Origin of the sequence: Sulfolobus sp. E5-1-F, from assembly GCF_009601705.1 — an archaeon.
Lineage (GTDB): Archaea > Thermoproteota > Thermoprotei_A > Sulfolobales > Sulfolobaceae > Saccharolobus.
In genome coordinates, this window is sequence record NZ_CP045687.1 from 613168 (window position 1) to 638157 (window position 24990).

The 24990-nt window shown below is 34.7% G+C and carries 27 protein-coding genes and 1 pseudogene; 12 read left to right on the forward strand and 16 right to left on the reverse strand.

The window, feature by feature from the left end; all coding sequences use genetic code 11:
* The first annotated feature begins 769 nt into the window (after positions 1–769).
* Together GFS03_RS03305 and GFS03_RS03310 are read left to right on the forward strand one after the other, a co-directional pair.
* Positions 770–1159, forward strand: a complete 390-nt coding sequence (locus GFS03_RS03305; protein ID WP_153422507.1) for a HEPN domain-containing protein — start codon at positions 770–772, stop codon at positions 1157–1159.
* Positions 1135–1494 (forward strand): nucleotidyltransferase domain-containing protein, encoded by a 360-nt coding sequence (locus tag GFS03_RS03310; RefSeq protein ID WP_153422508.1) that lies wholly within the window; start codon positions 1135–1137, stop codon positions 1492–1494. Before GFS03_RS03305 ends, GFS03_RS03310 begins: the two co-directional genes overlap by 25 nt.
* Before the next feature lie 567 nt (positions 1495–2061).
* On the opposite strand, the gene GFS03_RS13455 is transcribed toward GFS03_RS03310, so the two are convergent.
* Together GFS03_RS13455 and GFS03_RS13280 are read right to left on the reverse strand one after the other, a co-directional pair.
* Entirely contained in the window at positions 2062–2619 is a 558-nt protein-coding gene (locus GFS03_RS13455) for a hypothetical protein (protein ID WP_238699160.1), read from the reverse strand.
* Complete coding sequence (locus GFS03_RS13280; protein WP_153422509.1) at positions 2613–2888, reverse strand: hypothetical protein; 276 nt, start codon at positions 2886–2888, stop codon at positions 2613–2615. Before GFS03_RS13280 ends, GFS03_RS13455 begins: the two co-directional genes overlap by 7 nt.
* A gap of 98 nt (positions 2889–2986) precedes the next feature.
* On the opposite strand from GFS03_RS13280, the gene GFS03_RS03325 reads away from it, so the two are divergent.
* The 5 genes from GFS03_RS03325 to GFS03_RS03345 all read left to right on the forward strand — a co-directional run bounded on the left by GFS03_RS03325 (position 2987) and on the right by GFS03_RS03345 (position 6582).
* On the forward strand, positions 2987–3760 hold the full coding sequence (locus GFS03_RS03325; protein ID WP_153422510.1) for an ATP-binding cassette domain-containing protein: 774 nt from the start codon (positions 2987–2989) through the stop codon (positions 3758–3760).
* Positions 3761–4375 (forward strand): hypothetical protein, encoded by a 615-nt coding sequence (locus GFS03_RS03330; protein ID WP_153422511.1) that lies wholly within the window; start codon positions 3761–3763, stop codon positions 4373–4375.
* Positions 4368–4679, forward strand: a complete 312-nt coding sequence (locus GFS03_RS03335) for a winged helix-turn-helix domain-containing protein (RefSeq protein WP_153422512.1) — start codon at positions 4368–4370, stop codon at positions 4677–4679. The genes GFS03_RS03330 and GFS03_RS03335 overlap by 8 nt, the downstream gene beginning before the upstream one ends.
* A 126-nt stretch (positions 4680–4805) precedes the next feature.
* Positions 4806–4997 carry a DUF3311 domain-containing protein gene (locus tag GFS03_RS03340; protein ID WP_153422513.1) on the forward strand — a complete coding sequence of 64 codons (192 nt, stop codon included), beginning with the start codon at positions 4806–4808 and terminating at the stop codon, positions 4995–4997.
* A 4-nt stretch (positions 4998–5001) separates the two neighbouring features.
* Positions 5002–6582, forward strand: a complete 1581-nt coding sequence (locus GFS03_RS03345) for a sodium:solute symporter family protein (RefSeq protein WP_153422514.1) — start codon at positions 5002–5004, stop codon at positions 6580–6582.
* 58 nt (positions 6583–6640) lie between these two features.
* Here GFS03_RS03345 and GFS03_RS03350 read toward each other — a convergent pair whose 3' ends face one another.
* On the reverse strand, positions 6641–7450 hold the full coding sequence (locus tag GFS03_RS03350; RefSeq protein WP_153422515.1) for an amidohydrolase family protein: 810 nt from the start codon (positions 7448–7450) through the stop codon (positions 6641–6643).
* Positions 7451–7683: 233 nt separating this feature from the next.
* On the opposite strand from GFS03_RS03350, the gene GFS03_RS03355 reads away from it, so the two are divergent.
* Positions 7684–8241, forward strand: a complete 558-nt coding sequence (locus GFS03_RS03355; RefSeq protein ID WP_153422516.1) for an isochorismatase family cysteine hydrolase — start codon at positions 7684–7686, stop codon at positions 8239–8241.
* Here GFS03_RS03355 and GFS03_RS03360 read toward each other — a convergent pair whose 3' ends face one another.
* Complete coding sequence (locus GFS03_RS03360) at positions 8242–9252, reverse strand: DUF973 family protein (RefSeq protein WP_153422517.1); 1011 nt, start codon at positions 9250–9252, stop codon at positions 8242–8244.
* A gap of 47 nt (positions 9253–9299) precedes the next feature.
* Positions 9300–10109: a hypothetical protein gene (locus GFS03_RS03365; protein ID WP_153422518.1), complete on the reverse strand. Its 810-nt coding sequence runs from the start codon at positions 10107–10109 to the stop codon at positions 9300–9302.
* A 697-nt stretch (positions 10110–10806) separates the two neighbouring features.
* On the opposite strand from GFS03_RS03365, the gene GFS03_RS03375 reads away from it, so the two are divergent.
* The gene (locus tag GFS03_RS03375) at positions 10807–12099 is read left to right on the forward strand and encodes a phytoene desaturase family protein (protein WP_153422519.1); all 1293 of its coding nucleotides are present in this window, start codon (positions 10807–10809) and stop codon (positions 12097–12099) included.
* Positions 12099–12614 (forward strand): DUF488 family protein, encoded by a 516-nt coding sequence (locus GFS03_RS03380; protein WP_153422520.1) that lies wholly within the window; start codon positions 12099–12101, stop codon positions 12612–12614. Before GFS03_RS03375 ends, GFS03_RS03380 begins: the two co-directional genes overlap by 1 nt.
* Before the next feature lie 10 nt (positions 12615–12624).
* Here the strand turns inward: GFS03_RS03380 and GFS03_RS03385 are convergent, their stop codons facing one another.
* Genes GFS03_RS03385 through sixA form a run of 6 tightly spaced genes read right to left on the reverse strand, consistent with a single transcriptional unit; the run spans position 12625 to position 17059 of the window.
* A complete protein-coding gene (locus tag GFS03_RS03385; protein ID WP_153422521.1) occupies positions 12625–13434 on the reverse strand; it encodes an amidohydrolase family protein in 810 nt (269 codons plus the stop codon).
* Between the two features lie 27 nt (positions 13435–13461).
* Entirely contained in the window at positions 13462–14097 is a 636-nt protein-coding gene (locus GFS03_RS03390) for a CHAD domain-containing protein (protein ID WP_153422522.1), read from the reverse strand.
* The gene (locus GFS03_RS03395) at positions 14078–14695 is read right to left on the reverse strand and encodes a dTMP kinase (RefSeq protein WP_153422523.1); all 618 of its coding nucleotides are present in this window, start codon (positions 14693–14695) and stop codon (positions 14078–14080) included. The genes GFS03_RS03390 and GFS03_RS03395 overlap by 20 nt, the downstream gene beginning before the upstream one ends.
* Positions 14679–15323, reverse strand: a complete 645-nt coding sequence (gene tmk / locus GFS03_RS03400; RefSeq protein ID WP_153422524.1) for a dTMP kinase — start codon at positions 15321–15323, stop codon at positions 14679–14681. Before tmk ends, GFS03_RS03395 begins: the two co-directional genes overlap by 17 nt.
* Positions 15320–16573, reverse strand: coding sequence for a Ppx/GppA phosphatase family protein (locus GFS03_RS03405; protein WP_153422525.1), 1254 nt, complete (start codon positions 16571–16573; stop codon positions 15320–15322). Before GFS03_RS03405 ends, tmk begins: the two co-directional genes overlap by 4 nt.
* Positions 16574–17059, reverse strand: coding sequence for a phosphohistidine phosphatase SixA (gene sixA, locus GFS03_RS03410; RefSeq protein WP_153422526.1), 486 nt, complete (start codon positions 17057–17059; stop codon positions 16574–16576). It lies immediately after the preceding gene.
* Between the two features lie 680 nt (positions 17060–17739).
* On the opposite strand from sixA, the gene GFS03_RS03415 reads away from it, so the two are divergent.
* Complete coding sequence (locus GFS03_RS03415) at positions 17740–18687, forward strand: AAA family ATPase (RefSeq protein WP_256365654.1); 948 nt, start codon at positions 17740–17742, stop codon at positions 18685–18687.
* 15 nt (positions 18688–18702) lie between these two features.
* Here the strand turns inward: GFS03_RS03415 and GFS03_RS03420 are convergent, their stop codons facing one another.
* The 4 genes from GFS03_RS03420 to GFS03_RS03435 are packed head-to-tail and all read right to left on the reverse strand — an operon-like array spanning position 18703 to position 21561.
* Positions 18703–19596 (reverse strand): 3-methyl-2-oxobutanoate dehydrogenase subunit beta, encoded by an 894-nt coding sequence (locus GFS03_RS03420; protein ID WP_153422527.1) that lies wholly within the window; start codon positions 19594–19596, stop codon positions 18703–18705.
* Entirely contained in the window at positions 19593–20750 is a 1158-nt protein-coding gene (locus GFS03_RS03425) for a pyruvate ferredoxin oxidoreductase (protein ID WP_153422528.1), read from the reverse strand. Before GFS03_RS03425 ends, GFS03_RS03420 begins: the two co-directional genes overlap by 4 nt.
* A 3-nt stretch (positions 20751–20753) precedes the next feature.
* Complete coding sequence (locus GFS03_RS03430; protein ID WP_153422529.1) at positions 20754–21020, reverse strand: 4Fe-4S binding protein; 267 nt, start codon at positions 21018–21020, stop codon at positions 20754–20756.
* Entirely contained in the window at positions 21013–21561 is a 549-nt protein-coding gene (locus GFS03_RS03435) for a 2-oxoacid:acceptor oxidoreductase family protein (protein ID WP_153422530.1), read from the reverse strand. The genes GFS03_RS03430 and GFS03_RS03435 overlap by 8 nt, the downstream gene beginning before the upstream one ends.
* A 177-nt stretch (positions 21562–21738) precedes the next feature.
* Between GFS03_RS03435 and GFS03_RS03440 the strand changes: the two are divergent.
* A pseudogene (locus GFS03_RS03440) lies at positions 21739–23807 on the forward strand (xanthine dehydrogenase family protein molybdopterin-binding subunit).
* A gap of 837 nt (positions 23808–24644) precedes the next feature.
* Here GFS03_RS03440 and GFS03_RS03445 read toward each other — a convergent pair.
* Positions 24645–24965 carry a hypothetical protein gene (locus GFS03_RS03445; protein ID WP_238699165.1) on the reverse strand — a complete coding sequence of 107 codons (321 nt, stop codon included), beginning with the start codon at positions 24963–24965 and terminating at the stop codon, positions 24645–24647.
* Positions 24966–24990 lie beyond the last annotated feature (25 nt).

The window sequence follows — 24990 nt, forward strand, 5'->3', positions numbered from 1 at the left end:
AAGTATGTCAACCGTCCAACAAATCATCTAAAAGGTGAAAGTGAACATGCTATATATTAGCTTTATATGCTATAAAAGAAGAAAATTGTATATACGAAAGTTGCAATACCAACTACGAATGGCTATGTTTCAAGACCAGTGAAGGATATGTTGCTTAAATTTATGAAATAAAATGGAAAGGAATACAAAATAATAAAAGAGTATGAGAATCAGCATTAAATGCTACTTCGGCTAGAGGTATTCATATGTTAAAATCTGTCACTAATAAAAGGTGTTAATGCCGTAGTTGTTGAGAGAACTATGTCCCCTAGGGTTTAGGATTTTACAGAGGTATAACGTGAAAACATATATCGGAACGAGCCTTGAAGTAAGACTGCATTGGAGAAGCTGATTAATAATAAATTGATTGAAACTACGTAATCAACGCATGATGGGCATCATCATGAGGAATATTGTCGCTAGAGTTGACTATTCTCTTCGAGAATAAGAGATAAAATCATGGTTAACAGTTTGAGATAAACCATCAAGTTTATGTAGTACTTAATATTTGTCACCCAAGTCGTAATTACTCTAATCAATGTTAGATAAGGTGGAATAAGAGATTTCTATTAATTTAGCAAGCCTCCTTAAACCTCTGTACCTTTCCACATTTATGCGTCAATAAATGATAGCAAGAGTGTTCTGTTGATATGATATAGTATTCAATCATCGTCTCCCACTTCTTGTTAGAATAGTTATGATTAAAAGGTTTAGATGCTAATCTAAGCTGATGAGAGAGGAAGCAGAGAAATGGTTTAGACAAGCCTTAGAGGATTTGGCAACTGCAAAAGACACTATTGCTACTGGTCATTACTACGCTTCAGCCTTTTGGGCGGAACAAGCTGCTGAAAAAGCTCTAAAAGCACTCTTAATCGAGAATGGAAAGATTGAGAGGACGCATGATTTAAACCAGTTACTAGATATAATAAAGGAGGAGATAGGATTGCCGGTAGAGGAGATAAGGAGCGAAGTAAGCAAACTCACTTTACATTACACTATCTCTAGATATCCTGATGCAGCAAATACTTTACCTTACTCGTTATATATGAAAGAGGATGCTGAGGAATTAGTGAAAAAAGCGGAAAAGGTGATAGAATGGGTAAAGCGAAATCTGCATTAAAAAGTCAAGTTGAATTGGTAAAAGTTGCAATGGAATTTATTAATCGTATAAGTAATGAAATTAAAATTGAAGATGTATACGTAGTAGGTTCTAGGGCCAGAGGAGATTACTTAGAAACAAGTGACATAGATTTAGTCATAATATCACGGGACTTTGAAGGCTTAAGGTATATTGATAGGCTTGAAAAACTTGGAAAGCATTTAAGGGCCCGCATAGAATTGTTTGCATTTACACCCGATGAATGGAAAGAGCCTAAATCTCTTTTCGTTGAACAGATGAAAAAAGAAGCTAAGAGGCTAAAGGATTTAGCTAGAGACATCGGATTATCTTTTTAGTTGGATAATGTCAAAACTCTTAAAAGTAAACGCTAACTACAAGTATCTTAAAAACTTTTTAGGATGATAGTATCTAGATTAGACAATAAAAGTTCAGTGGATGCTGAAGAAAATTGACAACATCAGAAGGATAGACTACTTACCAGAAAGGTAAAGAAGAGGTTTGAAGGACTTGTGTTATAAAGTGTTCTAAACACAATTAATTTAATGAATCTATATGAATGTTTATAGACAAGTATTCGGAAAAAGTAAGATAAATTGTTGAGAAATTTTCCCTCGAATCGAAAAGTTAAGTAATAACTGACCAGAAATCGAGAAAACATAATACCATTATTTTTGAAACAATGAATAAAGCGCTACAATTGCCGAGACTACGCTAGGAAACAAGGGTAGTATAGAGTGTAGTTAAAATTCTGTTTTCCCCATGATTGGTCTACTAAAGGGAAATATAATATTATAGAAAGAAAGATAGAGATCAAATATAATAATATTTTTATACTAGCAGAAGATTAATTCTATATTATAATAGAAAAATCTCTATTAAATTATTTGTATTTGGGATACTCTCTAGAGTTGTCTACTCTCTTCTATATTGGTGTAGTATATCCTTCTTATTATAATGACATCTATGATAGTTATCACGAGAGTCCACAATATAGAGGATAAAATAATAGTCTCAAGAGATACACTTTCTTGTGTATTTTGAAAGTTTATTGGTGGTATATTTCCAGTATATCCGTAATATAGGAGAAGCATTATTGACAAGTATGGAGATATATAGTCCAAACTGCTTGGATATTCTGAAAATGTTAATAGAGAATAGAAGATAAAGCCTAGTATTAGAGGTATAAAGCTAATTAGGTTTTGGATTCTCATTCCCTTAAATTTGATTGTAATTAACACTAGAAGTGTTGAGAATGATATAAAGAATAAGCTTCCGAGAATTATTATTGGAATCAGAATGGGAATTTGTGAAGGAAGCGTAGTTATTCCTATACCATTATTTGAAAACATATATGGAATCACAATTGTCATTAGCAGTTCAATTATTAGTCCAATTACTAAAAATCCTAGATAGAAGGAAAATATATATGTGCTTGCTTTTAGTTTGCTGTATCTTAGCAAGTATGGCAAGGTCCACTTTGATAAAAAAGTGTAAAAGCTATTGATACAGCTAGTGAGCTAAGTGATAATATTACTAAATCGGAATACCACACCGCAACGTAACTTTGATATATTATTTTAGTGTAAATGCTAGGAATTTGTTTTATAAAGCCCGGTGCCATGAGATAGGCTCCTATTATCCCCCAGAATAGTATAAAGAGTATTCCCCAACCTATCAAGTTAGGATTTGTAAGGTTTCGTTTTACTACGTATGTAAATAATCTTCTCATAATTAATCGATTAGTAAAAAGAATTATAAGTGCCAATGATAGTTCAAGTTTTGAACTATATTGTTAATTTTTATGTCTAGAGGTAAAGATAGGTTCATATGCTAGAGTATAAAGATTTTGGAATAATCTTTGATAGCGTATTATTTCAAGGAGTTAATTTGAGAATCGATAATAGAAGTATTATGCTGGGACCAAATGGTTCAGGTAAAACTAGCATCATAAAGGCAACATGTGGATTACTATCTTATGAGGGTTACATTTACGTTGATGGTAATGAAGTGAGGAAAATAAGGAATTATTCAAATCTTTCAACGAATCTTGTGGAAGTGTATAGTATAGGTATAAAGGTTAAGGATATTGTATATATATTTGAGGAGATTAAGAATTTGGATGTTAATATGTTTAGCAGACTACTAAAGGAGGTTAGACTGTTTGAGCAAGTTATAAATAAGCCTTTATATAAGCTCTCAGCTGGGCAATCGTCAATAGTTAGATTAGCCTTAGCCTTATCTACAAACCCAAAGATTGCATTAATAGACGAGCCATTTGAAAATTTAGATCCCGCTAGAAGAGTGGTTATAGCCAAATGGCTAAAGGAGTATTTTGAAGAAGGTATTGTAACAACGCATGAGTTGGATCAATTAAAGGAATTTAAGGATTGGGACTCCTATATTCTAATCAATGGAAGGATTTACGGTCCAATTTCAGTTGCTGATCTGATTGAGGCTAACGTAGTTGAAGGTGATGTAGAAAACTCTATACTAACCATACAGCTTCATGACGGGAGAAAGATATCATTTGTTAAAAGTACCCAGATGGGGGCTAAATTAACTAATTTAGGCAGTATAGATCGAATTTATGGTGTAGTTTGAATGAGCTATAAGGACTTAGTTAAGGATGCTAATAACTTTGCTAGAATCTTAATCAAGAAAAAGTCCAGAAAAGTATTAGGTATATATTATGCAGTCTGGGGATTTTATAGTCTGATTCTGAGCTTTATCTATGCGATTTTAGATTCTCTAAATATTAACATTGCTCTTCTATATGGACTTATTCCCATTATTTTAGTAATTCCTTTTGCTTATTTTACCGTTAAGATCTTTGGAAGTATTAATGTTGACTATGTAAAACTTATTGGTGGAAAAGACTATGGAATGGCAAGGATTGGTTACGTAATAATGATTCTACTTATAATAATGCTATTTATATCATTTCTTTTAGTCTCAAGATTTAATCTAGATATAGCATATTTTGTGTTATCATATTATATATATGTGATCTTTATTGTATATTTATTATATCGTTTCCTCTATTCAAAATATAAACTAGTAGATCCTAAATATTATGACCTTATAGCAATTTTCGCACTTTTATTAGTTCCTTTAGGGGTCGTATCTCAAACACTTTATCCGCTGTTTATAGCTTTCGAAATAGCTTGGTTCTACGCTTCTATCAATTCTTTATTAGAGGTGTCTGCTATTGAATAGTGAAGAGGAGAGAATCAAAGAGCTAATTCAATTCTTGAATAACAGAGCCTTAAATAATTCGGTTAGACTAGCTATTCTAATAGCCTTGCATACTTTTGGTCAAATGACGTTCTCTGAATTACTGGAGTACTCCCAAATTCCTAAAAGCTCCTTATTAATGCATTTGCAAATCTTAGAAGAAGAGGGTCTAGCAATAATTAAAAAGGGTTTTACAGTAAATGGTGTAAGGACATTTGTGAAAATTACTGATAAAGGAAGAGAGACAGTGAAGGAGTACCTTAGACTGATCGGTAATATCTCTTAAATCCTAGTTATTTATTTTATGGATTGCTCACTTATGTCTTAGATATTACATTATAAGTTTAAAATCAACAATTGTACTATTTAAAAAAGTAAAGCTTAAAAAGAAGATTTTTACATTATTACATAAATGGCAGGAAAGTTTTATGTCATAGTTGGGATTTTAGCCCTAATCTTCATAACATTATACTCTCTACTGCCACTTTATTCAAAAAACGATCCAACGCTTCTAGGATTACCACTATTTTACTGGTATCAAATTATATTAATGCCAATAGGGGCCCTTGTATTCACCGCAATCGTAATGGTTATAAGGGATTGAGAGCATGGACGGGCTACACGTTTCAATCATTTCAGTAGCACTGTTTATAATTTTATTTGTAATTTTTGTATATTTAGGCTTTTATGGAAGTAGATGGAGAAGAGGAGACTTATCAAAGCTTCATGAATGGGCATTAGCAGGAAGAAGATTAGGACCATATTTAATGTGGTTTCTCCTCACTGCAGACTTATATACAGCGTATACGTTCATTGCAGTCCCATCTCTAGTCTTAGCCAGTGGTCCAGTCGGATTTTTTGCTGCCTTCTATTCTGCGGTCACACCATTCATAGCCCTCCTCTTCATGCCTAGACTATGGACAATTGCTAGAAACCGAGGATATATTACAGCAGCTGATTTCGTTAAGGATAGATTTAACAATAAGATTCTGGCTGGCCTTGTTGCTATAACTGGAGTAGTGGCTGAATTACCTTATATAGCATTACAAATAGTGGGTATGCAAGTAGCATTACTTATATTATTGCTAGGTATGGGAGTCAGTAACGTTTCATTAGCAAGTGACTTAAGCCTTTTAGTAGCATTTATAATTTTGGCAGCATTCGTATTTACCAGTGGTCTTAGAGGTGCAGCGTTAACTGCGGTATATAAGGATATCATAATTTTAGGAACAGTAATAAGTATTGTAATTTACGTCCCATTAGCCTTTGGAGGATTCTCAACTGCCTTTCATAATGCTCAAACATTGAGCTCACAGATTAACTTAGCATTAAATAACGTTCATAAACCAATTTTCTATAACTATTTACCTAATACCTTGGCTGCACAAACTGCTTATATTTCCTTAGCTATTGGGAGTGCATTTGCCCTTTATCTATATCCTCATGCCGTAAATGCAAGCGTGAGTTCAGATTCTAAAAAATCCCTTAAATTATCACTATCATTACAACCTTTTTATTCTATCATACTAGCAATTATAGCCTTATTTGGAATTCTGGTCTACGCTAACCCTAATGTAATTAACTTTATCGCTAAAACGCATTCTGGTGCGGTAGCGGTTCCAGCTCTGATAGGATATTCAATGCCAGATTGGTTTGTTGGAATAGCGTTGTTGGGAATTTTCATAGGAGGTCTAGTTCCCGCAGCTATAATGGCAATTGGAGCAGCTAATCTGCTTACTAGGAACATCATAAAGGAGTTTAAACCTAATATGACTCCTGGTACAGAATCAGCCTTAGCCAAATGGATATCCACTGCATTTAAATTTTTAGCCTTAGCTCTAGTATTCGCTACGCCTTCAACGTACGCCATACAGCTACAATTATTAGGTGGTATAATTATTTTACAAACTTTACCTTCAGTGTTCTTAGGTCTTTACACTAACAAGCTAAACGGTTATGCGTTAGTAGGAGGTTGGGTAGGAGGAATGTTTAGCGGTATATATTTAACATTATTGGCCAATCATTTTGGACCACTTAAAACCTCGTCTTTCTTAACGCCACTAGGACCAATGTATATAGGAGTATTATCAACTCTCATTAACTTAGCTATCGGAATAATTGGTACTGCAATAGCTTACGGAATAGGTTGGAGACCAGTGAGTAATATAAGAGCAGAAGAAATAGGTTAAACTATTATTATTTTTTAATATTAATCGTATTGTAAATATTTTTTAAGAAGATAAAAAACTAATTCTTATTGATTAGCTTCTCAGCGTTATACTTCAGTATTTTATCCTTGATATCTTGACTTAAATTTACACTCTTGAACTCATCTATCCAACGTTCAGGCCTTATTAGAGGGAAATCTGAGCCAAACAATAATTTATCGCTAAGCCTTTTCGCATTGTTCCAAATTGTCTGCGGAATATATCTTGGAGCCCAACCGGAAAGATCTAAATAAATGTTAGGTTTATGCAATGCGATTGCAATTGCCTCTTCAGTCCACGGCCAACCAAAATGTGCTAATACGATTTTCATTTGCTGATATCTCACTGCTATTTCATCAAAATAAATTGGTCTACCATAATCTAATCTAATACTCGATTTTACTCCGGCCCCAATACCAGATGTACCAGTGTGAAAAACAACTACTAGTCCGTGACTATCAATTATCTCGTAAAGTTTTAATGCTCTCTCGTCCAACGGATGGAAATTTTGCAACTGAGGATGAAGTTTAATACCTATTGGCTCAAATTCCTTTATTGCTTTTTTTAGTTCCTCAACAGCGTTTGGCTTTAATGGATCGATGGAAATAAATTTCACAATCCTATCATCTAGATTAACCACATGATTTGGAATTCTTCTGCCTAAAAACGTTGTTGAATCTATTGGTAATACGACAAATCTTTTTATCCCTAAAGACTCGTAATAGTCTAAGGTTTCCTTTAATCCCTTGATTTCCACTTTTGCATTAAAGTACTTAATAGCAGGATCTGCGTATTCTCCTAAAAAATCTAGAAACTCTTTAACAGGAGCATGAAAATGAAAATCTATCATTATTAAATCTTTGTAGTTAAGCGTTAAATATTTTACGAGAAGAGTACAATATTAATAGAGAGTTAGACACTCTCTCAATAAAGATAATCTTAACGGTGTAAGATTTCCTTTTAGATTAGGTGACGAAGCTCTAGCTCGATTTTATTGCTAATTAAAAGTTTCAAGCTCTTCATTAGCTTTCTATCTCGTTTGTAAGTAGTTAAACTTTTAGTGTATTAATGAAATTTTATTATATGTCTTTCTTCAACGCGGACGAAATAAAGAAGTTAATAAACAGGAACAATTCTGTATTAGTAGTATGGGATGTTCAAGAAGCATTAGTAAATTCAATCTTCAACAAGACCGAATTTATTTCGAAATTAAAGGAATTGATAGAATCTGCGAGAAAGTATAACGTGCCAATAGTTTATACAATGATTACACCTTTTCCCGAGAGATTCCAGCCTAAAATCAGACGTTCCTTTAATCCCGGTGACATTTACAAGGAAGTTTATCCGAAAGAAGGAGATGTAATCTTAAGGAAAAACACTCCAAGTATATTTGTGGGAACAAATTTCGAGCTAATGTTAAGGAATGCTGGTATTTCTTCAATAGTCTTTACTGGAATAGCTACAGATATTGGAGTAGAAACCTCAGCAAGACATGCACAAGCTTTAGGTTTTATACCAGTTATTGCTAAGGAAGCTGTATCATCAGCTGATAAGGAAGCACATGAGAGATCATTATTAAATATGCAAAAACTGATGCTTGTATTATCAAATAAAGAGATTATTGAATTGTGGGAGAAGTAATTAAGCTTTGAAAACAACGTTGATATCTACATTTGCTCCACTTGCTAGAACTAGTCTAATTACGTAAGTGTTACCAGCTATAAATTGTTGTAAATTAATATTAAACTTTATTTTTATGAAATTATAACCTTTAGATATTGTTTTTGGCATGATCTCATTTGTAAAGTAATCTGTATTTAGAATAGTAGAACTAAGAATTTGATCTTCAATATCAGAGGAGACCTCAATAAACGCTTCTCCATTACTTCTCAATATTCCGCTATGCACAGTAATATTAGGCATAGGAGAACTGCTTGAAACATTAGTAGAAGGTGTAACTGGTGGTTGAGCTGATGGTTGTGTTGCATCTGAAATATTAGTAGAAGAAGTAGAAGAGGCCTGAGTTGAAGGTGTAGCAGTAACGGGCTTTTTCACGGCTGATAAGTTACCAAGTCCTATATACGTAATAATTAAGCCTATAAACGCCAAAAGTCCACCATATTCTAGTTTAAAGATGAATATAATTACCCCTAAAATTAAAATAATTCCTCCTATTGATAAGTGATTATTTCTATAGTGATCTCCGACTAACCTATACGAAAATCCCAACATTATAAACGTTATAAATGCAAATAACTCCAATAATGTCTGTATTGGGCTAAGTATTGAACTTGTTGTGCCATTCAACACTAAAGACAATGCGTATATGACAACTCCAATAATAGCTAATATTGATAATATTAGGAATAAGGATGAGAGTACATTCCCTAACCCAATATTTACCTCTGCCTTTCTTAATGTATAAAAACCTCGCTGGATATCGAGATATGTTAGGATTATCAATAATGTCGATATTGCTGAGGAAGGTAGTAATACTAAAAAGTCTTGTAGTGGAGTGGGTAAACCTAGATATTCCATGACGTAGGTGAATAATACTGCGAGCAACTCAATTAATATTATGATAATTATTTCAATATTGCTCCTCCTCAAATAGCTCAGGCCTTTATATTCTATTTCACTATAGTTCATCACTTTATATACAATCGTATCACTATTAAAATGTTTCTAAATTTGTATAATTATTGAGCAGCTTTCCAAGAAATAAAATAATAGCCAAAACTTGGGTAAACTAGTTTTAGAATAATCCTATTTCTCTCAATAATCAAGCGATGATCTCTTATGGGAGAAGGTATTTGAGGACCATCAATTATTACTAAATCGTACTTTTCGGCTTTTACATCTATAAATCTATAACTCTCAGGGAACCTAATTTCTAATGTAGCAAGCAAAGTTGGTTGCATCACTGATAAACCGTCCATCATTTCGGGGTCTCCATATCTTTCTATGGTTTCCTTTTGAGTAAATGTGAAGTAATTTGACTGGATTACTTTAAATCCGTGGATTATTTTCTCTCCTGCTCTCGTCGGAGGATTTAATGTTAATTTAATGTATGCTTTTTGAACTCCTAGTTCGATCTTCTCCACAACTATTTTACCAAACTCCCTTTTAGGCTTATAGACTTTTAGTTTAGTTTTAACCTTATCATCAATTGACCAGTAACTACTATCTTCAATAGAAGCTATGCTATTCTTTAATGCAACAGTATGAAATTTAAAGCTTTTAGTTTTACTCTTATCTTCATAAAAGATAACTTTAACTTTCTGTTCAAGATTGAGGAACTGGGGCTCTCGAACCAAGTGAAGCTCAAATCTATTATTACTCAATTCTCCGTCAATTTGAATTAGTCCTAACTTGCTCAGTGTTAATATAGCCTTGTATAATTGGTTCGTAGAAACCTTCTTAGATCTGGGGAGTTCTCGGGATGTAAGATGCCCGTTATTTTCCAATAAGCTCTTTATAAGGCCTAATATGACTTTCGGTTTCTTCACATCTTATCTATATGTTAAGAAAGCTTATTACTCTTTTTTCAGTTTCAATAATCTCTAACTAATATTTTGGTAAAAAAACTTTTTCCTTCTTGCTTTACCACTCTTCTTCCTCTTCTTCCCATAAGTCCTCTTCTTCCTCGTCCCAATCTTCCTCTTCTTCCCATAAGTCCTCTTCTTCCTCGAATATCATTATACCACTCCATTTTAACCTTTAACATGGGATTAAAATGTTTTTGGGGGTAAAGCACGTCCATACTCACATTCATTTGCAATTTGACCAATGATAGGTACGATATTTTAATTGTATGATTAAATATGATACTTTTCATTAGTATCTCCTTATGAGATAATCACTTTTTATAGGTGATAAGAAACAAACGGATAGAGGCTAAGTTATCGGGGCGAATCTATGTATTTACTACTAACTCCTTAACAATATCTAGTTAAGTTATAATGAAATAGGACAAAAAGTTTTAGAGAGTGAAGATTACTTAAAACTTTTTAAGTCATAGACGTAATTCTTACGCTAAAACGATTTATGTATGTCTGGTACGCTTTGAGAGATGTTTCTTATTCCATGAGGTGAACTCAAATCCGAGAAAGTAAGTGATTGAAAACTAATTATTTAAAGTGAATAGGGAAGAATGCCAGATCTCTGACGTAACTTTAATTTGTTCCTCAACAATATAAGTATGTTATGAAATATGATGTAGTAATTATCGGTGCCGGCCATAATGGTCTAGTTTCCTCAATATATTTAGCTCAAAAGGGACTTAAGGTACTAGTCATCGAGGCCAGAAACAGACCCGGTGGAATGAGTGATACTGCAGAATATAAAGGAGTAAAATATAGTAGAGCCTCATATGTGTTAGGTCTATTTCCTAAAAGAATTCAACAGGAATTAGGAGTAGTTTTCCCTGTGGTTGATTCAGATGTTGCTGATGTTTTTGTTACTGAAGAGGGAAAGATTGTGAATATATGGAGAAATAAAGAGAAAAGGCTTGAGGAGTTTAAGCGACTAGGTCAAACCAAATACCCTAAAATGGAGGAATTACTGTTCAAGATTAAGGAGAAGATTGAAAACGAAATGCAATACGTTACTAAGCCACCCTCCTTTGAGGATTTTGTAAAAGCGGTAGAAGGAACTGAGCTTGAAATATTCACTCAACCAGCTAGAAAGTTCTTGAACGAATATTTGGATGAAGAATTCCAACCATATTTCTCATATGGCTTTATGTACGATTTACCAGCATATGTTGTAGCATATTATTTTAGCCTTGATTGGAAGATAGTGAAGGGAGGAATGGGAAAAGTAGGAGAAATATTAATGAATAGAGCTAAGCAGTTGGGCGTTAACTTCATATTCAATACAAGGGTGGATGAGATTATTATAAAGGATAACGTGGCGACTGGAGTAAGAACTAATGATGATAAAATTATTGAGAGTAAAATAGTGATTAATGCTGCAAGCCCAGTCTTGCTAAACAAGTTAACTAACGGATTGCTCAAGGTTCATCATCCAGAGTTTAGGCCCGGTTGGAAGAGATATACTCTAGTGTTAAGAAAACTACCAGGCCTACCGGATTACATGAGAAGTCATTTAGATACCTTATTTACGTTACCATTTGGTGAAGTTACTATTCCTTCAGCTGTTGATAACAGCCTAGGAGGTCATGTGATGACAATAATGGGCAGTTATGAAGAAGCTAAAGAGTTCTTCCCGGGTCTGGAAAAGGAGGTGATATATGTTGATGAATTAGACGCTTATAAACTCGAGAGTGAATACAATGTTCCCTTCGGAGATATGAATCACATGCCGATGTATACTGAATACTTATTTGATGGTAGACCAGTTAAAGGTTGGGGATACACTACTCCAGTCAAAAACTTATACGTCACTGGTTCTGGAACTTATCCAGGTGGACAAGTCACTGGAATACCTGGAAGAAACGCTGCAATGAAAATTATAAGTGATTTAGGTATCGAATAATGTTGTTAACTATAGGTCATTCAAATAGGAGCCTAGATGAGTTTATTGAAATATTAAAGAAATTTAATGTCGAGATACTAATAGATGTGAGGAGATGGCCTAAAAGTTCTAGGTATCCACACTTTAACAAGGAAAATCTCAAAACATCTTTGGAAGAAAATGGAATAAAATATTTATGGAAGGAACAGTTAGGAGGGTATAGGAAAATCGGAAAAGATGTTGAAAATATAGATATTGGAAAGTGCTTTAAGAGTGAGGGTTTTAGAGCTTATGCAATCTATATTTTAACTAATGAAAAGGCTATTGAGACATTAGAGGAGATTAGGAGAATTAATAAAATAAAGGTGATAATGTGTGCTGAGAAGTCTCCTTGGAATTGCCATAGAAAGATAATTTCTGACTGGTTTTTAGCTAAGGGAGATGAGGTAGTACACATAATAGATAGGGAAAATACTATTAAACATAAACTCACTATATGTGCAGAAATTGTAGAAAATAATTTACATTATAAATAATAAAAGGATATCACACAATTTTCAATATTCTCTTTGCGTTATCTCTCATTATCTTCTCATCCTTTAAAACATTATATACTTGGTAAGCGTATTCAGCTAAATCTTGTCCTTTAAATGCTGGAAAATCGCTTCCGTAAATTACCTTATCTGAAATCTCGTGTAACCTAGGCAATACTTTCAATATATTCTTAGGGGGTATAGATGAGATCTCTAGAAACACATTTTGTATAAACCGAGCCATGTGAAATGCAGTGTTATACCATAATGGTCTCCCGGCATGTGCTAAGATTATCCTAAGCTTCGGAAAATCCTTTGCAACGTCATCAGTGTAAATTGGATCAGCATATTTGTTTCTACTTTGTACCCCTATACTGGTCCCAGTGTGAATTAGGATAGGTAAGTCATGATCTTCAGCGAATTCATAGATGTAAAGTAGTTGTTTTAGTCCTCCTTCCTCCTCTCTATACGCATTAGGTTTAAACGCATGATGTATTGGGTGTAGCTTAATTCCTATAATGCCCAACGAATACTGTTTATCCAACTCTCTCCTAACATCACATTTCCACGGATTTACTTCTCCCCATTGCAGATAAAGATCTGGGTTTCTCTTCCTCTCCTCGTAATCGATATAAAAACCATCATAACACTCATCACTATGACATGGATGCGAGGGAACAAGAAGGATTTTTTCAATTTCCACGTAATCATTCTTTAAAGTCATTTTAGTTCCCTCAACATTCTCTAAGAATTCCTTACAGTGTTCAGGAATTTTTCTAGCGTATATGTGATAATGAACATGGGCATCAATGACTTTTATCATCAAGATAGGTATATTTCCTTTCTATTATTAATATCTATCTTTGATTTTGAAATGATGGAACTCGTCTTGAGATGCTATTATCTTTAGTATTATCCCCTTAGCCTCTTCCTTAAACTGATTTATGTTTATATCTGGAGGAGTTACTCCTCTACACCTCATCTTTAGCATCTCATCTCTTATATCTCCCATTTTCTTGGCTAGAGCTTTAATTTCGGTGTTATCATAGCCTAGAGCCTCAATTAGATTTCTGGTCACCCTTACGTTTTTCCTTAATTCATGGAAGTCTGTTATATCTTGAATTTGACGTAGAGAAGAGAGAATTCTATTATATATAACAAGTCTAGCCCCATATATCTTATTGTTGATAAAACAAACTTTGAGTCCTCTAACTTCCTTTGTAGCTCTGATGGCTAGTTTATCTCTTTCTTCATTTATTATTTCGCAGATATCCATATCTCTTACCTTTCCTAATTTACTAATTACCTCTTTTGCTAAGAATAGGCACTCAACGTTTTCGTATACTGGATGAATAGTATATAGTACATCGAAATACTTTCTTACTGCTACTCTAATATCATGAATTTCCTCAATGCTAATACCATTTATTTGTAACGCTTTTTTCAACTGTAGATTAAGGTAATCCTCAACCCGTGATATTGTCAATTCTCTTCACTATCTCCTTTTGTACTTCATCGAACTCCTTGTCAGTGTATATTATGTTTTCCTTGGGGGAGATTGATATTAAAACTTCTTGAAACTTGTTAACATAGTCTCTATAGGCTTCGAATATGTCCTCCTTTATGTAGATGTCTATTCCAGTTTCTAGTGGATCTAAATAGCCTCTTTTCTTTATTATTCTTCTTACTATTTCATCAGGTGTTGATACTAATGGTAAGGAGATTGAAGGTTTTGGAAGTATTGAGAGGACGTCGTCTATCCATTCTTTCTCCAATCCCCTAGTTAAACCCCATGAGGTCAACGTTAGTGTATAACCGTCAGCTAGGGCTATAAATCCAGAATCTATTGATGGCTTAACGTAGTTTTCAATTTGATCAGCTAAGTCTGTGACATAGGCCAAAAATAGTGTCCTCCTCTCAAATATTATGTTTCTTTTAACTTGTGCTATCCTTTCTCCTATTAGTTTAGACTTCTGAAGTCCAAATGTAATTACTCCATATCCTCCTTTTTCCAAATACCTTTTCGTAGCCTCTAGATGGGATGTTTTACCAGACCCTTCAATTCCTTCAAAGGCTATTATCATTAATGTATTCACCCATGATCTTTCTTATATCCATCTGAACATCCTTTAATGGTCTATTTCCATCTATCGCTATGAAGTTGTTTTCCTCTTTAGCTATTTTATCGTAAATTTCTACAATCATACCTTGATATTTTAAAAAGCCCTCTTCCAAAGGAACCTCACCTAATATATCAACTCCAGCTTCTTGAGGCTTTATCTTCCTCTTTGATTTTTTAATTCTATCTAAAGCAACTTCTGGTGTAACCCTTATATAGAACGTAAAGTTAGGCTTTATCGCAAAAGAGTATAACTTCTTCACCCAATTAAAATCCACATTTCTAGCTACATCTCTGGCGTAAGCAGTATATACGTATCGATCACATATAACGACAAATCCACTTTTAAGCATCGGTAAGATGAACCTTTCATACCTATCTGAAAAATCAGTGGCATGAATAAGGCTAAATGTGGTCGGCGTAAGGATATTTTTCTTTTTTGCCTCCTTTATTATATCGTGAATCCAGTCAGATGAATTCCACTCAGTTAGGTAAACGTCCCTTTTCATTTCAATCCAATCTTTAAGTAGTACAGCTTGGCTAGACTTACCAGAACCATCTATACCTTCAAGGGCTATTAATAAACCCTTCATACTCTTACACCAACGACGTATTTATCAATACTATTCTTTACTATATTTCCAAAACTTAATAATTCTTTTTTTGTAATATCGTCCTTTAAAAGTTTCACATGTTTTTTCTTAACTTTCCCATTGGCAGCCTCACAAATTAAACCAATTAATAATGCCTCATCTAGAGTAAAACCTGGTAAAACTGATTCCTTGATAAATCTATAGCAAGCCCTACATGGGTTAAAATACCCAATCATCTTAAAGATTAAGGATAAGAAAGCGGAGGAAGCGACATAGAAGGAGTATTTACTATCAACCTCACTCATTACCTCTTTAAAAATTCCAAGAGGAGGATCAATTGCATTAGAATATGATATTTCCTCCAGCCAATTCATCTTATCTAACTTCTTACCTTCAGTTAGTACTCCTTCTCTCATACCGAAAAGGGAGACAACTATATCACTTCCATTGAGATATTTTACAAGTTCATCAATAATTACCGAAGCTGAGTGTATAGTTAAAGCCCTTTCCTTACTTATCCCAGGGAGGGATTTTCTACTATCATCATCTAGTGAAGGTAAAAGAGAGGCATATTTACTAATTTGTTTCGAAGATAGTAAATAACCGTGTATTGACTTTGTCGGAAAAGAAGAAAGCTTGAGATCGAGCTTAGCTAATGCCCTAACGTTCCCTCCTGAGCCAACTATGGTACTAGCTTTCTTAATATTTATGGTTGAGAGCTCATCGTATACCTTTTTCCTAATTTCCCTTTCCGGAAGGTTAACTAGTTTCAATGCTCCAATTGGCAATTGATGAACTCTAATTATATTACCAGAGGTAACTTCGGCTATTTCCAATGATCCCCCACCTAATTCGAAAAATATTCCGTCAGAAATTGGGAGAGTGTTTAACATACCCAAAGCTGCATAACTACCTTCTTCCTCTCCAGAAATTACTCTAACTTCATTTTCTATTATTTTACTTAGCCTTAACCTAGCCTCGTTACCGTTAGCCGCATATCGAAATGCGCTAGTAGCAACTATTTTGACTTCATCTACGTTTATGCCATTTAATATTCTTTTAAAAATAATAAAAGTCCTTTCTGCTTTTTCGACTTTTTCCTCTGGAATAGTGTCTCCTTCCTTTAATCCTTCTCCTATTCTAACGAATGATTTAGAAGAACCAAGCGCTCTGAACGTTCCGTTACGAAAAACTTGGTAAACTATCATTCGAAACGAATTATAGCCACAATCTATAACTGCCGATATCATCTAAATCAGCTTAAGAACTTTCTGGCTGAGTAGGATTTTCAAGGTCCCTCTTCCTTCCTTCAGATCATAATCTAAAACTACAACTCCACCTTTCTTAATCTCAACGTTAGCTCCACTTATCGTCTTTACGAAACTGGATAAATACGGTTCATGGCCAACTAAGAGAATTGTTGAGTTATCAACAAAATCCTTAAGTTTTTCCAAAAATAGAGAAGGTTCCTTATCTGGAGTCAAATCGTCAAAAGTTTCAACTTTTTTCTCACTATTGTCATCGAAGAGTTCCTCTAATATAACTTCGGCAGATTGATAGGCTCTCAAGTACGGACTGGAAATTATTCTATCTACGCTAAATCCTAATTCTTCCAAGAAATTAGCCACTCTTCTCATTTGTTTCACTCCTTTTTTTACTAGTTTTCTGTCCTTGTCCTCTTTACCATCAACTTGAGGTTCAGCGTCCCCATGCCTCACCAAGATTAAAGTTATCATATCTATAATATCGTTTCAGAATATTTAAGCATTTTTATAACATAGTCATATAATTGTACAGTTATTTTAAAAATTTAATAATTCTTTCCATATGTGCAGTTATAACAATTTCTAGGTTAGAGCTAAATAAAAAGGTCTTTCACTGTTAATGATAAGAAATTGATTCACTAGTTGAGTTATCATAATTATTATTAAAGCGAATCATTTCTTCTTATAAAAGTCGGAAGAATTTCTTGATGGCAACAATATTATTCAAGGTGCTGTTTCAAAAATCTAAATAAAAAGAAGGGAAATAGTTAAGTAAAAGCTAACGTTAGGAAGCAATAAGGTGGACGAAGAGCTATTAGATCGTGGAGGAAGTTCAGACTGTTTTGTTGATCTGTTGGACATTTTTTCATACTGAGCTATTATTATCTTCCTTTCAATAATCTCAAGTGTACAATTTAGGTTTGTAATGTCTCTTGAATATTTGTGGAAATTCAACGAATCAATAAAGCGTGTTCGAGTAAAATGTTAAAAACTTTAGTCTTCATGAAGATATTTAACTGTAGTATCACCAGTTACTGGTGTGGGTACAGTTGATATTTGATCTTCATCCAAAGGAAACAATTGAGGAACTTGTAGGTAGAAAGAAGGAGGTTGAATATTGTATTTCGTAGATTCTTTCTAAAAATTGGATAATAATTGGAGGTCAAAGAGAGATTGGAAAAACTTCATTAATGAAAGTTGTTATAAACGAGATAAAGAAAAGGGAGCAAATACCCGGTATTTATATTAATTTAAGGGGAGTAAGAAGTTTAAATTCACTTCTTTTTATGTTAGTTTCAGAAATTAACAAGGAGAAAATCTCATGGAGGTTTAAAGTTAATATTAACTTCCTAATAACTTCAGCGGGAATTGAAATAAGAGGAGGTAGTAAAGGAAGGGTAGTGAATAGTTTGATAGAACTTCTAAACTCTTCAGATGACATAGTAATTGCATTCGATGAGGTGCAAGAGTTGTCCTTTGCGTCTAAGCAGTTTTTGGACGTCTTGGGGAACGTTTACGCAACTAACCCTAAAGTTCACATAATATTATCCGGTTCTTATGTGGGTCTTGTTAAAGCTTTATTATCACCTCCATCAGACTCTCCGCTACACGGAAGACCACCTACTGAGATTAGACTAAAGCCATTTGATAAGGAAAAGTCAATTTACTTTTTAGAGAAAGGAATGCAGGAGCTAGGAATCAGATTCAATAGGCATGACGAGGTTATTGAAAAATTAGATGGTATTGTAGGATGGTTGACGCTCTTCGGTAATTTTCACGTTGTGAGAAAATTAGATTTTGAAATTGCATTACGTGAGACTATTGGTGAGGGCAAGAAAATAATGCTGGAGGAATTTAATCATTTCCTTTCAAATAAGGAAAATAAGCAGTTATACTGCAATATAATGAACGTGCTTAAACTAGCTAGTAAGTGGAAAGATATTAAAAATGGTGTCGAGATCAGAATGGGTAAGGTAGATGATAAAGTTTTCAGTAACGCGTTACAAAATTTAGTTAACTTTAACTTCGTTTCAAAAGTCGATGATGAGTATAAGATTGTTGATCCGATGTTAAAGGAGATAAACTTCAATAAGTGTTAAAAAAACAAAGAAAAATTACTTCTTAATTAGTCTTTTAATTTCCTCCCACATCTCGTCAATTTCCTCTTGTATGACCTTTATTTGTTCTTCAGTGAGCTGTTTAAATCTTCCTTGTAATTTTAAATACTCTGCTAATGGTTTCCTATTCTTCTTCTCAACTAACGTCTTACTCACACTAGTCAATCTAAATTCGCCATTTTCTATTTCAAATAGAGGCCAAACACCAGTTTCAACTGCAAGTTTAGCAATATCGATAGTTAGTCTAGAGTCAAAACGCCAACCGGGTGGACATGGTGATAATAAGTGTAAATACCTAAATCCATGAATCTGCTTAGCTTTCCTCACCTTGGCTTCATAATCGTATATGTAAGCAATTGAAGCAGTAGCGACATATGGTACTTTGTGTTCTGCAATAATAAATGGTAAGGGCTTTTTGAATTCCCTCTTGCCCTCTGGGGTTGTTGTGGTCCAAGCACCTTTTGGCGTCAAACTTGAACGCTGAATCCCAGTATTCATATACGCTTCATTATCATAACATACGTAAAGGATATCCTCATTTCTCTCCGCTGCACCGCTTAACGATGCAAATCCTATATCGCCAGTTGAACCATCACCAGCCCAAACGGCCACTATTGCATCCTTATCACCCCTAGCCCTTAAGGCCCTTACAATACCGGAAGCTATAGCAGCAGGAGCTCCAAACGCGCTATGTACCACCGGAACAGTGGAAGGCATTCCATTTTTATCACCCATTATTATCGTAGTACATGAAGCTGGAACGACTAGGACTGTTTTATTTCCTAAAACCTCTAGGAGTACATCCAACTCTTTAGGTATTGGACAACCTGGACATGCAGCATTCCCCTTATAGAACTTAGGTATTCTCTTAGGTATAACTAAACTACTCATAACAACCACCTCTCCTCTTCCAAATTATCGTTAATCAGATCTTCAATTACTTTTTCGAAGTGACGTGGTCTGACATCCTTCCCACCTATACCAGCTATTACGCTATAGACTGGCACTCTATAACCATAAAGTGTAGCCTTTATCTCATTTGCTAAAATCCCACCTGAACCATAGGAGTAAGCTCTATCGAAAACTATTACACCTTTCATCGACCTTAAATATTCCTCAATTATCTCCTTTGGGAATGGCCTGAATACTCTGATCTTAAGCAATCCAGCTTCAATCCCAGCATCCCTTAGTCTATCCACAGCAACCTTACCGTCACCACTCCATGCTCCCATGGTAACTAAAACGTACTTGGCATTTTCGCACTTATAACACTCAACTAAACCGTATTGTTTCCTTCCACTTATTCTCTCATATTCATTCATTACTTCCCCAATAACTTTTTTCGCTCTTTCCATGGCCTTCATAGCTTCATACCTATACTCCATATAGTCCTCTGGAGTAGCAACTGGCCCAATACCAATAGGATCAGAGAAATCAATTAGGTTAAAATGTCTAGGTGGTAAGAAGCTGTCAACTTCATCATTCTCCAGTACCTCAATTCTTTCCATTGTATGAGTTAATATAAAGCCATCAAAGCCCATCATAACTGGTAAGATTACCCTCTCATCCTCTGAAATTCTAAAAGCTTGTATTGTCATATCGTAAGCTTCTTGTACGTTTTCTGCCATCATTTGAATCCATATGGCATCCCTCTTACTTACGAAATCTTGATGATCATCCCAAATACTCCAAGGTTCCGCAATCGCTCTAGTTGCAACTGCAGCTACAATAGGAACTCTTTGACCACCAGCCCAATAAATCATTTCAGTCATATATAGCAGTCCTTGAGAAGAAGTAGCAGTGAACACTCTAGCACCAGCTAATGCTGCACCATAAATTGAAGCCAAGGCTGAATGTTCGCTTTCAACCTTTATTAACTCTGCTTTTAATTCCTCTGAAGCAATATACTCAGAAAGTTTCTCCAACATTGTAGTTTGAGGAGTTATTGGAAACACTGCCAAAACCTGAGGTTTAGCTTGCTTAACAGCATAAGCAACTGCATGATTACCGACTAAAGCTAGAACTTTCCTTTTTAAAACCTGCATTATTTATTTCACCTCCCTAACCATATCTATTGCCTTAGGTGGACAGACTTGTGCACAAACGCCACAACCTTTACAGTAGTCATAATCAATTTGAGGATATAGGTTCTCTAGGAGATCAATGGTATTTTCTGGACAATAAATTACGCAAAGTCTGCATTTAGTACACTTATCGTAACTAATCACCGGTTTCTCTACTCTCCATAATCCAGTTTTTCCAGCTGAACCTATCTTTGGCCTTGCCACTGGAACTCCTATTGGAACTTTAATCAACCCTTTTCACCTCCTTATATCCTATTTCAACTGCCTCCGCATTTAGTTCACCGATTTTTCCGGGAAACTCCTCCTTTACAGCCTCTTCCAATGAGTGTAAGGAAGGTTGACCCAAGATTCTTGCTAAAGCCCCTATTATCGCTGTATTAACAACAGCCCATCCAGCTACTATTAGTCCTAATTCTTTAGCAATATTGGTAGCGTCAACTACATACTCATTCTTCCAAATTCTTTTAGGTGTGTTTGTGTTCAATAGTAAGAACCCGTTTTCCTTAAGACCCTCCGTAACGTTAATTAGTTGGATTAGCGATACATCAAATATTGCTACACCATCTGGATTGTAAACTTCTCTATGCAAGAGTATTGGCTTATCTGATAGTCTTACAAATGAAACAACTGGTGCTCCCCTCCTTTCTCCGCCGAAAAAGGGAATAGATTGGGCGTACTTATCCTCTAAAACCATCGCCTTCGTTATAAGTTCTCCAGCGGTAACTATCCCTTGCCCACCTCTTCCTCTTAATGCTAATTCAAGAAGAGTCATTTTGTCACAATTATAATATTCCAATTCATAGGAAAAAAAGTTGTCCTAAAATGAAATATGATAAAGATATTTAACAGCATTTAGTCAAATAATTTTTATATTCTGATTAAAACATGATATTATGATAGTACGAAATACGCGGAAAGATTTAATTAGTTAGTTTACGTAATAACTTTCATGATACAAGAGCATTTACCTCTTATAACTGGCAAAGGTAGTTATATCGACGATATTAATCCAAAGAACGTCGTTTACCTTCACGTAATTAGATCTCCAATAGCTAGGGGTATAATAAAGAGTGTATCCAAACCAGAAAGCGTACTCTTATCGTTAACATGGGAAGATGTGAAATTATACATGCCGGCGAGACTATTTCCAGACCTAGCTAAAACTGCACAAGTCGCTAAAATGCCAGTATTGGCTGATGGTAGGATCAACTTCGTAGGTCAACCAATTTTAGCATTTGTAGTTGAAGATAGGTACAAGACTGAGGACGTTGCAGAGGAAGTTTCAATTGATTATGATGAGTTAACGCCAATAGTCGACCCTGAGGAATCGTTAAATAAGGAGCCTATTCATCCCGGATTGAAAAGTAACGTTTCTATAGATCAGTATTTAGAAGGGGGAAATTTATCGTTAAAAACAAGGCTGATGTTATTGTAAGGAGGAAAATTAAACAACACAGAATTGTTTCAAATCCAATGGAACCAAAAGGTTTCATTTGTTGGTGGGAAAACGATGTGCTAAACGTTTATGTATCTACACAAGCACCATTTGGAGTGAAGAACGATTTAAGGGAAGTTTTAGGCATTTCTCCAGAAAAAATAAAGGTCTATTCAGCACCTAATGTAGGAGGAGGATTCGGAAATAAAAGTGGTGGATATCCCGAGTATGTATTAGCTGCAATTGCTTCCCTAAAACTGGGGAGACCAGTTAAATGGATAGAAACTAGAAATGAGATGTTAGTTAACACTCAATCCTTAGGTAGAGGAGAAGTATCGGATATGAAACTTTACGCTACTAAAGATGGCGAGATTTTAGGAATAGAAGGTACTATAATAGCTAACATTGGTGCTTTCGATTATGGAATCGGTTTTATTGCTCCTCTATTTATAGCTAGATTATCTAATGGTCCTTATAAGATGAAGTTCGCCTCCATTAGGGCTTTAGGAGTGTTCACTAACACTCCTCCAATGGGATTTTACAGAGGCGCTGGTAGACCGGAAGCAGCACTGATTCATGAGACTCTTGTTGAGGATTTGGCTGAAGAATTGGGTATGGACTCTGTAGAGATTAGAAGGAAGAATTTGATCGGTGATAATGGCTATGTCACACCTCTTGGTGTTAGAATTGATCCTGCTGGCTATAATGAGGTTCTAGATATAGCTGAGAAGTATTATAGGAAGGCTAAGGAGGTTTATAAGGACAAAGGGGTTTCAATAGTTACGTTTGCTGAGATAGTTCGAACTTCACCCGGAGAAGGTGCTAGAGTTAAGATAGAGAACGGTAAAGTACGCTTCTACTTAGGACTGGGTCCACATGGACAAGCTTACGGTAGTACATTTAGGAAGCTTGCATCAGAAGTATTAGGTATAAGTGAAGATAAAATAGAAATAATTACTGGTAGTTCTGAGATCGTCAAAGAGGGTATAGGTAGCTTCGGTTCTAGAGCTGGCACTATTGGAGGTTCAGCAGTAGTAGCTGCGGCAACAGAGTTGCTTAAGAAGATAAATGCTAATTCTTTAAGTGAAGTTGACTTAGTCAAGTATGAGGGCGTAGAGGCTGAAGTGTTCTATAAGGTTGATGATATATTTGCCCCAGGTGCTCATGTAGCTGTAGTTGATGTGGATAAGGAGACTGGATTTATTAAAGTTTTGGAGTACTATGCAGTTGATGACGTTGGTAGAGTTATGAATAAGGAAGAGATAGAGGGGCAAATAGTTGGTGGAGTGTTGCAAGGAATGTCGCAAGTTATGATCGAAGCAATGAGATATGATGAGAGAGGAATTCCATTATGCTCTTCAATTGCGGATTGTGGAGTCCCAACTGCTTTAGAAGCTCCTTTAAAGGTAAATACTGAGTATGTGGAATACCCATCTCAGCTCTTGTCTAAAAGCAGGGGAGTTGGTGAGGCTGGTACTACTGGTGCTTTACCGGCTGTTTTTATAGCAGTAGAGAAAGCTACTAAAAGGAAGTTTGATAGAACTCCAATAGATCCTTGGTTAATATCTTCCTCAATCGCTTAAGATGTATCTTTTCATAAGTTTCCAATATAGGTCGTTCTTTATGAATTTTATAAATGTATAAAGAAGACTTTAATATTATTTAATCAGAATGCCGTGATTGAATAATCATTAAAAATATGAATAGTTATTTTTGCTTTTTTTTATGTAGTTAAAGACACCTTATACTCTGCTATGCGATGATGGTATGTACCACAAATGAGAGGTATATAGGGTTTACCTTAACTGAGTATAATGCCGTTAACTGACGATTTCCAACTCGGAGCTAATGACGAAATTTCCTAGTAGTAGCTAAAAGTGATGTGAGAGGAAAATGTTGAAATATAAAAACTAATAATTAATAAATCTAAGGAAAAGTTTAGCACTCAACTAAAGTTATACATCACATAATACTTTGTGTAAATTTACCTTGAACCTTAAATACTAACATAGATTCTCTTCAAGAAGATTTAAATAATCGTAAATGCTTTACGCGTGTATAGTATAAATAAGCCTTAAATTCTACATTGGAAAAACTAAACGTTATATACTATACGTCATTTTTAGGAAACTACTAATCACGAACGATCTAGGGTAGAGTAAGTCTTACTTGTTTGATTCTTATGAAGAGAATTGTTAGAAACCCTAAAAGATCAAACAAGGTTAAATATAACCTTATCTAAAACTCTACTAATTTTACACTTGTACGTAATTAAGAGACAAGCTTTACTACGAATATAATATATTTTTATAATATTTTCTATTACTATTTCCATAACTATTATTTTATACTTATGTGAAGTAAGCATCCTTATAGTGCATTAGATAGATGATACACTTATAAACTAATTTTGCTTAAATTCAGTTTTTAGGCAATAATCTAGGATTTGCTTCCATTATTTTTATCAAGTTGTCCAAGGTTCTCAACTTCTCTTCCACTTCCTTCTCCTTTTCCAATTCCTTTTGCAATTCGTCTAATTTATTTTTTAACTCATCAAGGTTTTTGGTACATTTTTCTTCAACTTCTTTAAGTTTCTCGTTACACTCATTAAAATCTTTAAGGTGTTTTAATGTTGCATAAATTAGAGAGGCTACCATTATTCTCTCATCTTCTGGCAATTGCTCACCAGCTATAAACTTATCTAACGCATTGGTGAGTTTCTTGATCCACTCTTCAACCATAATAATTAAAAAGTGTAGAGGATTT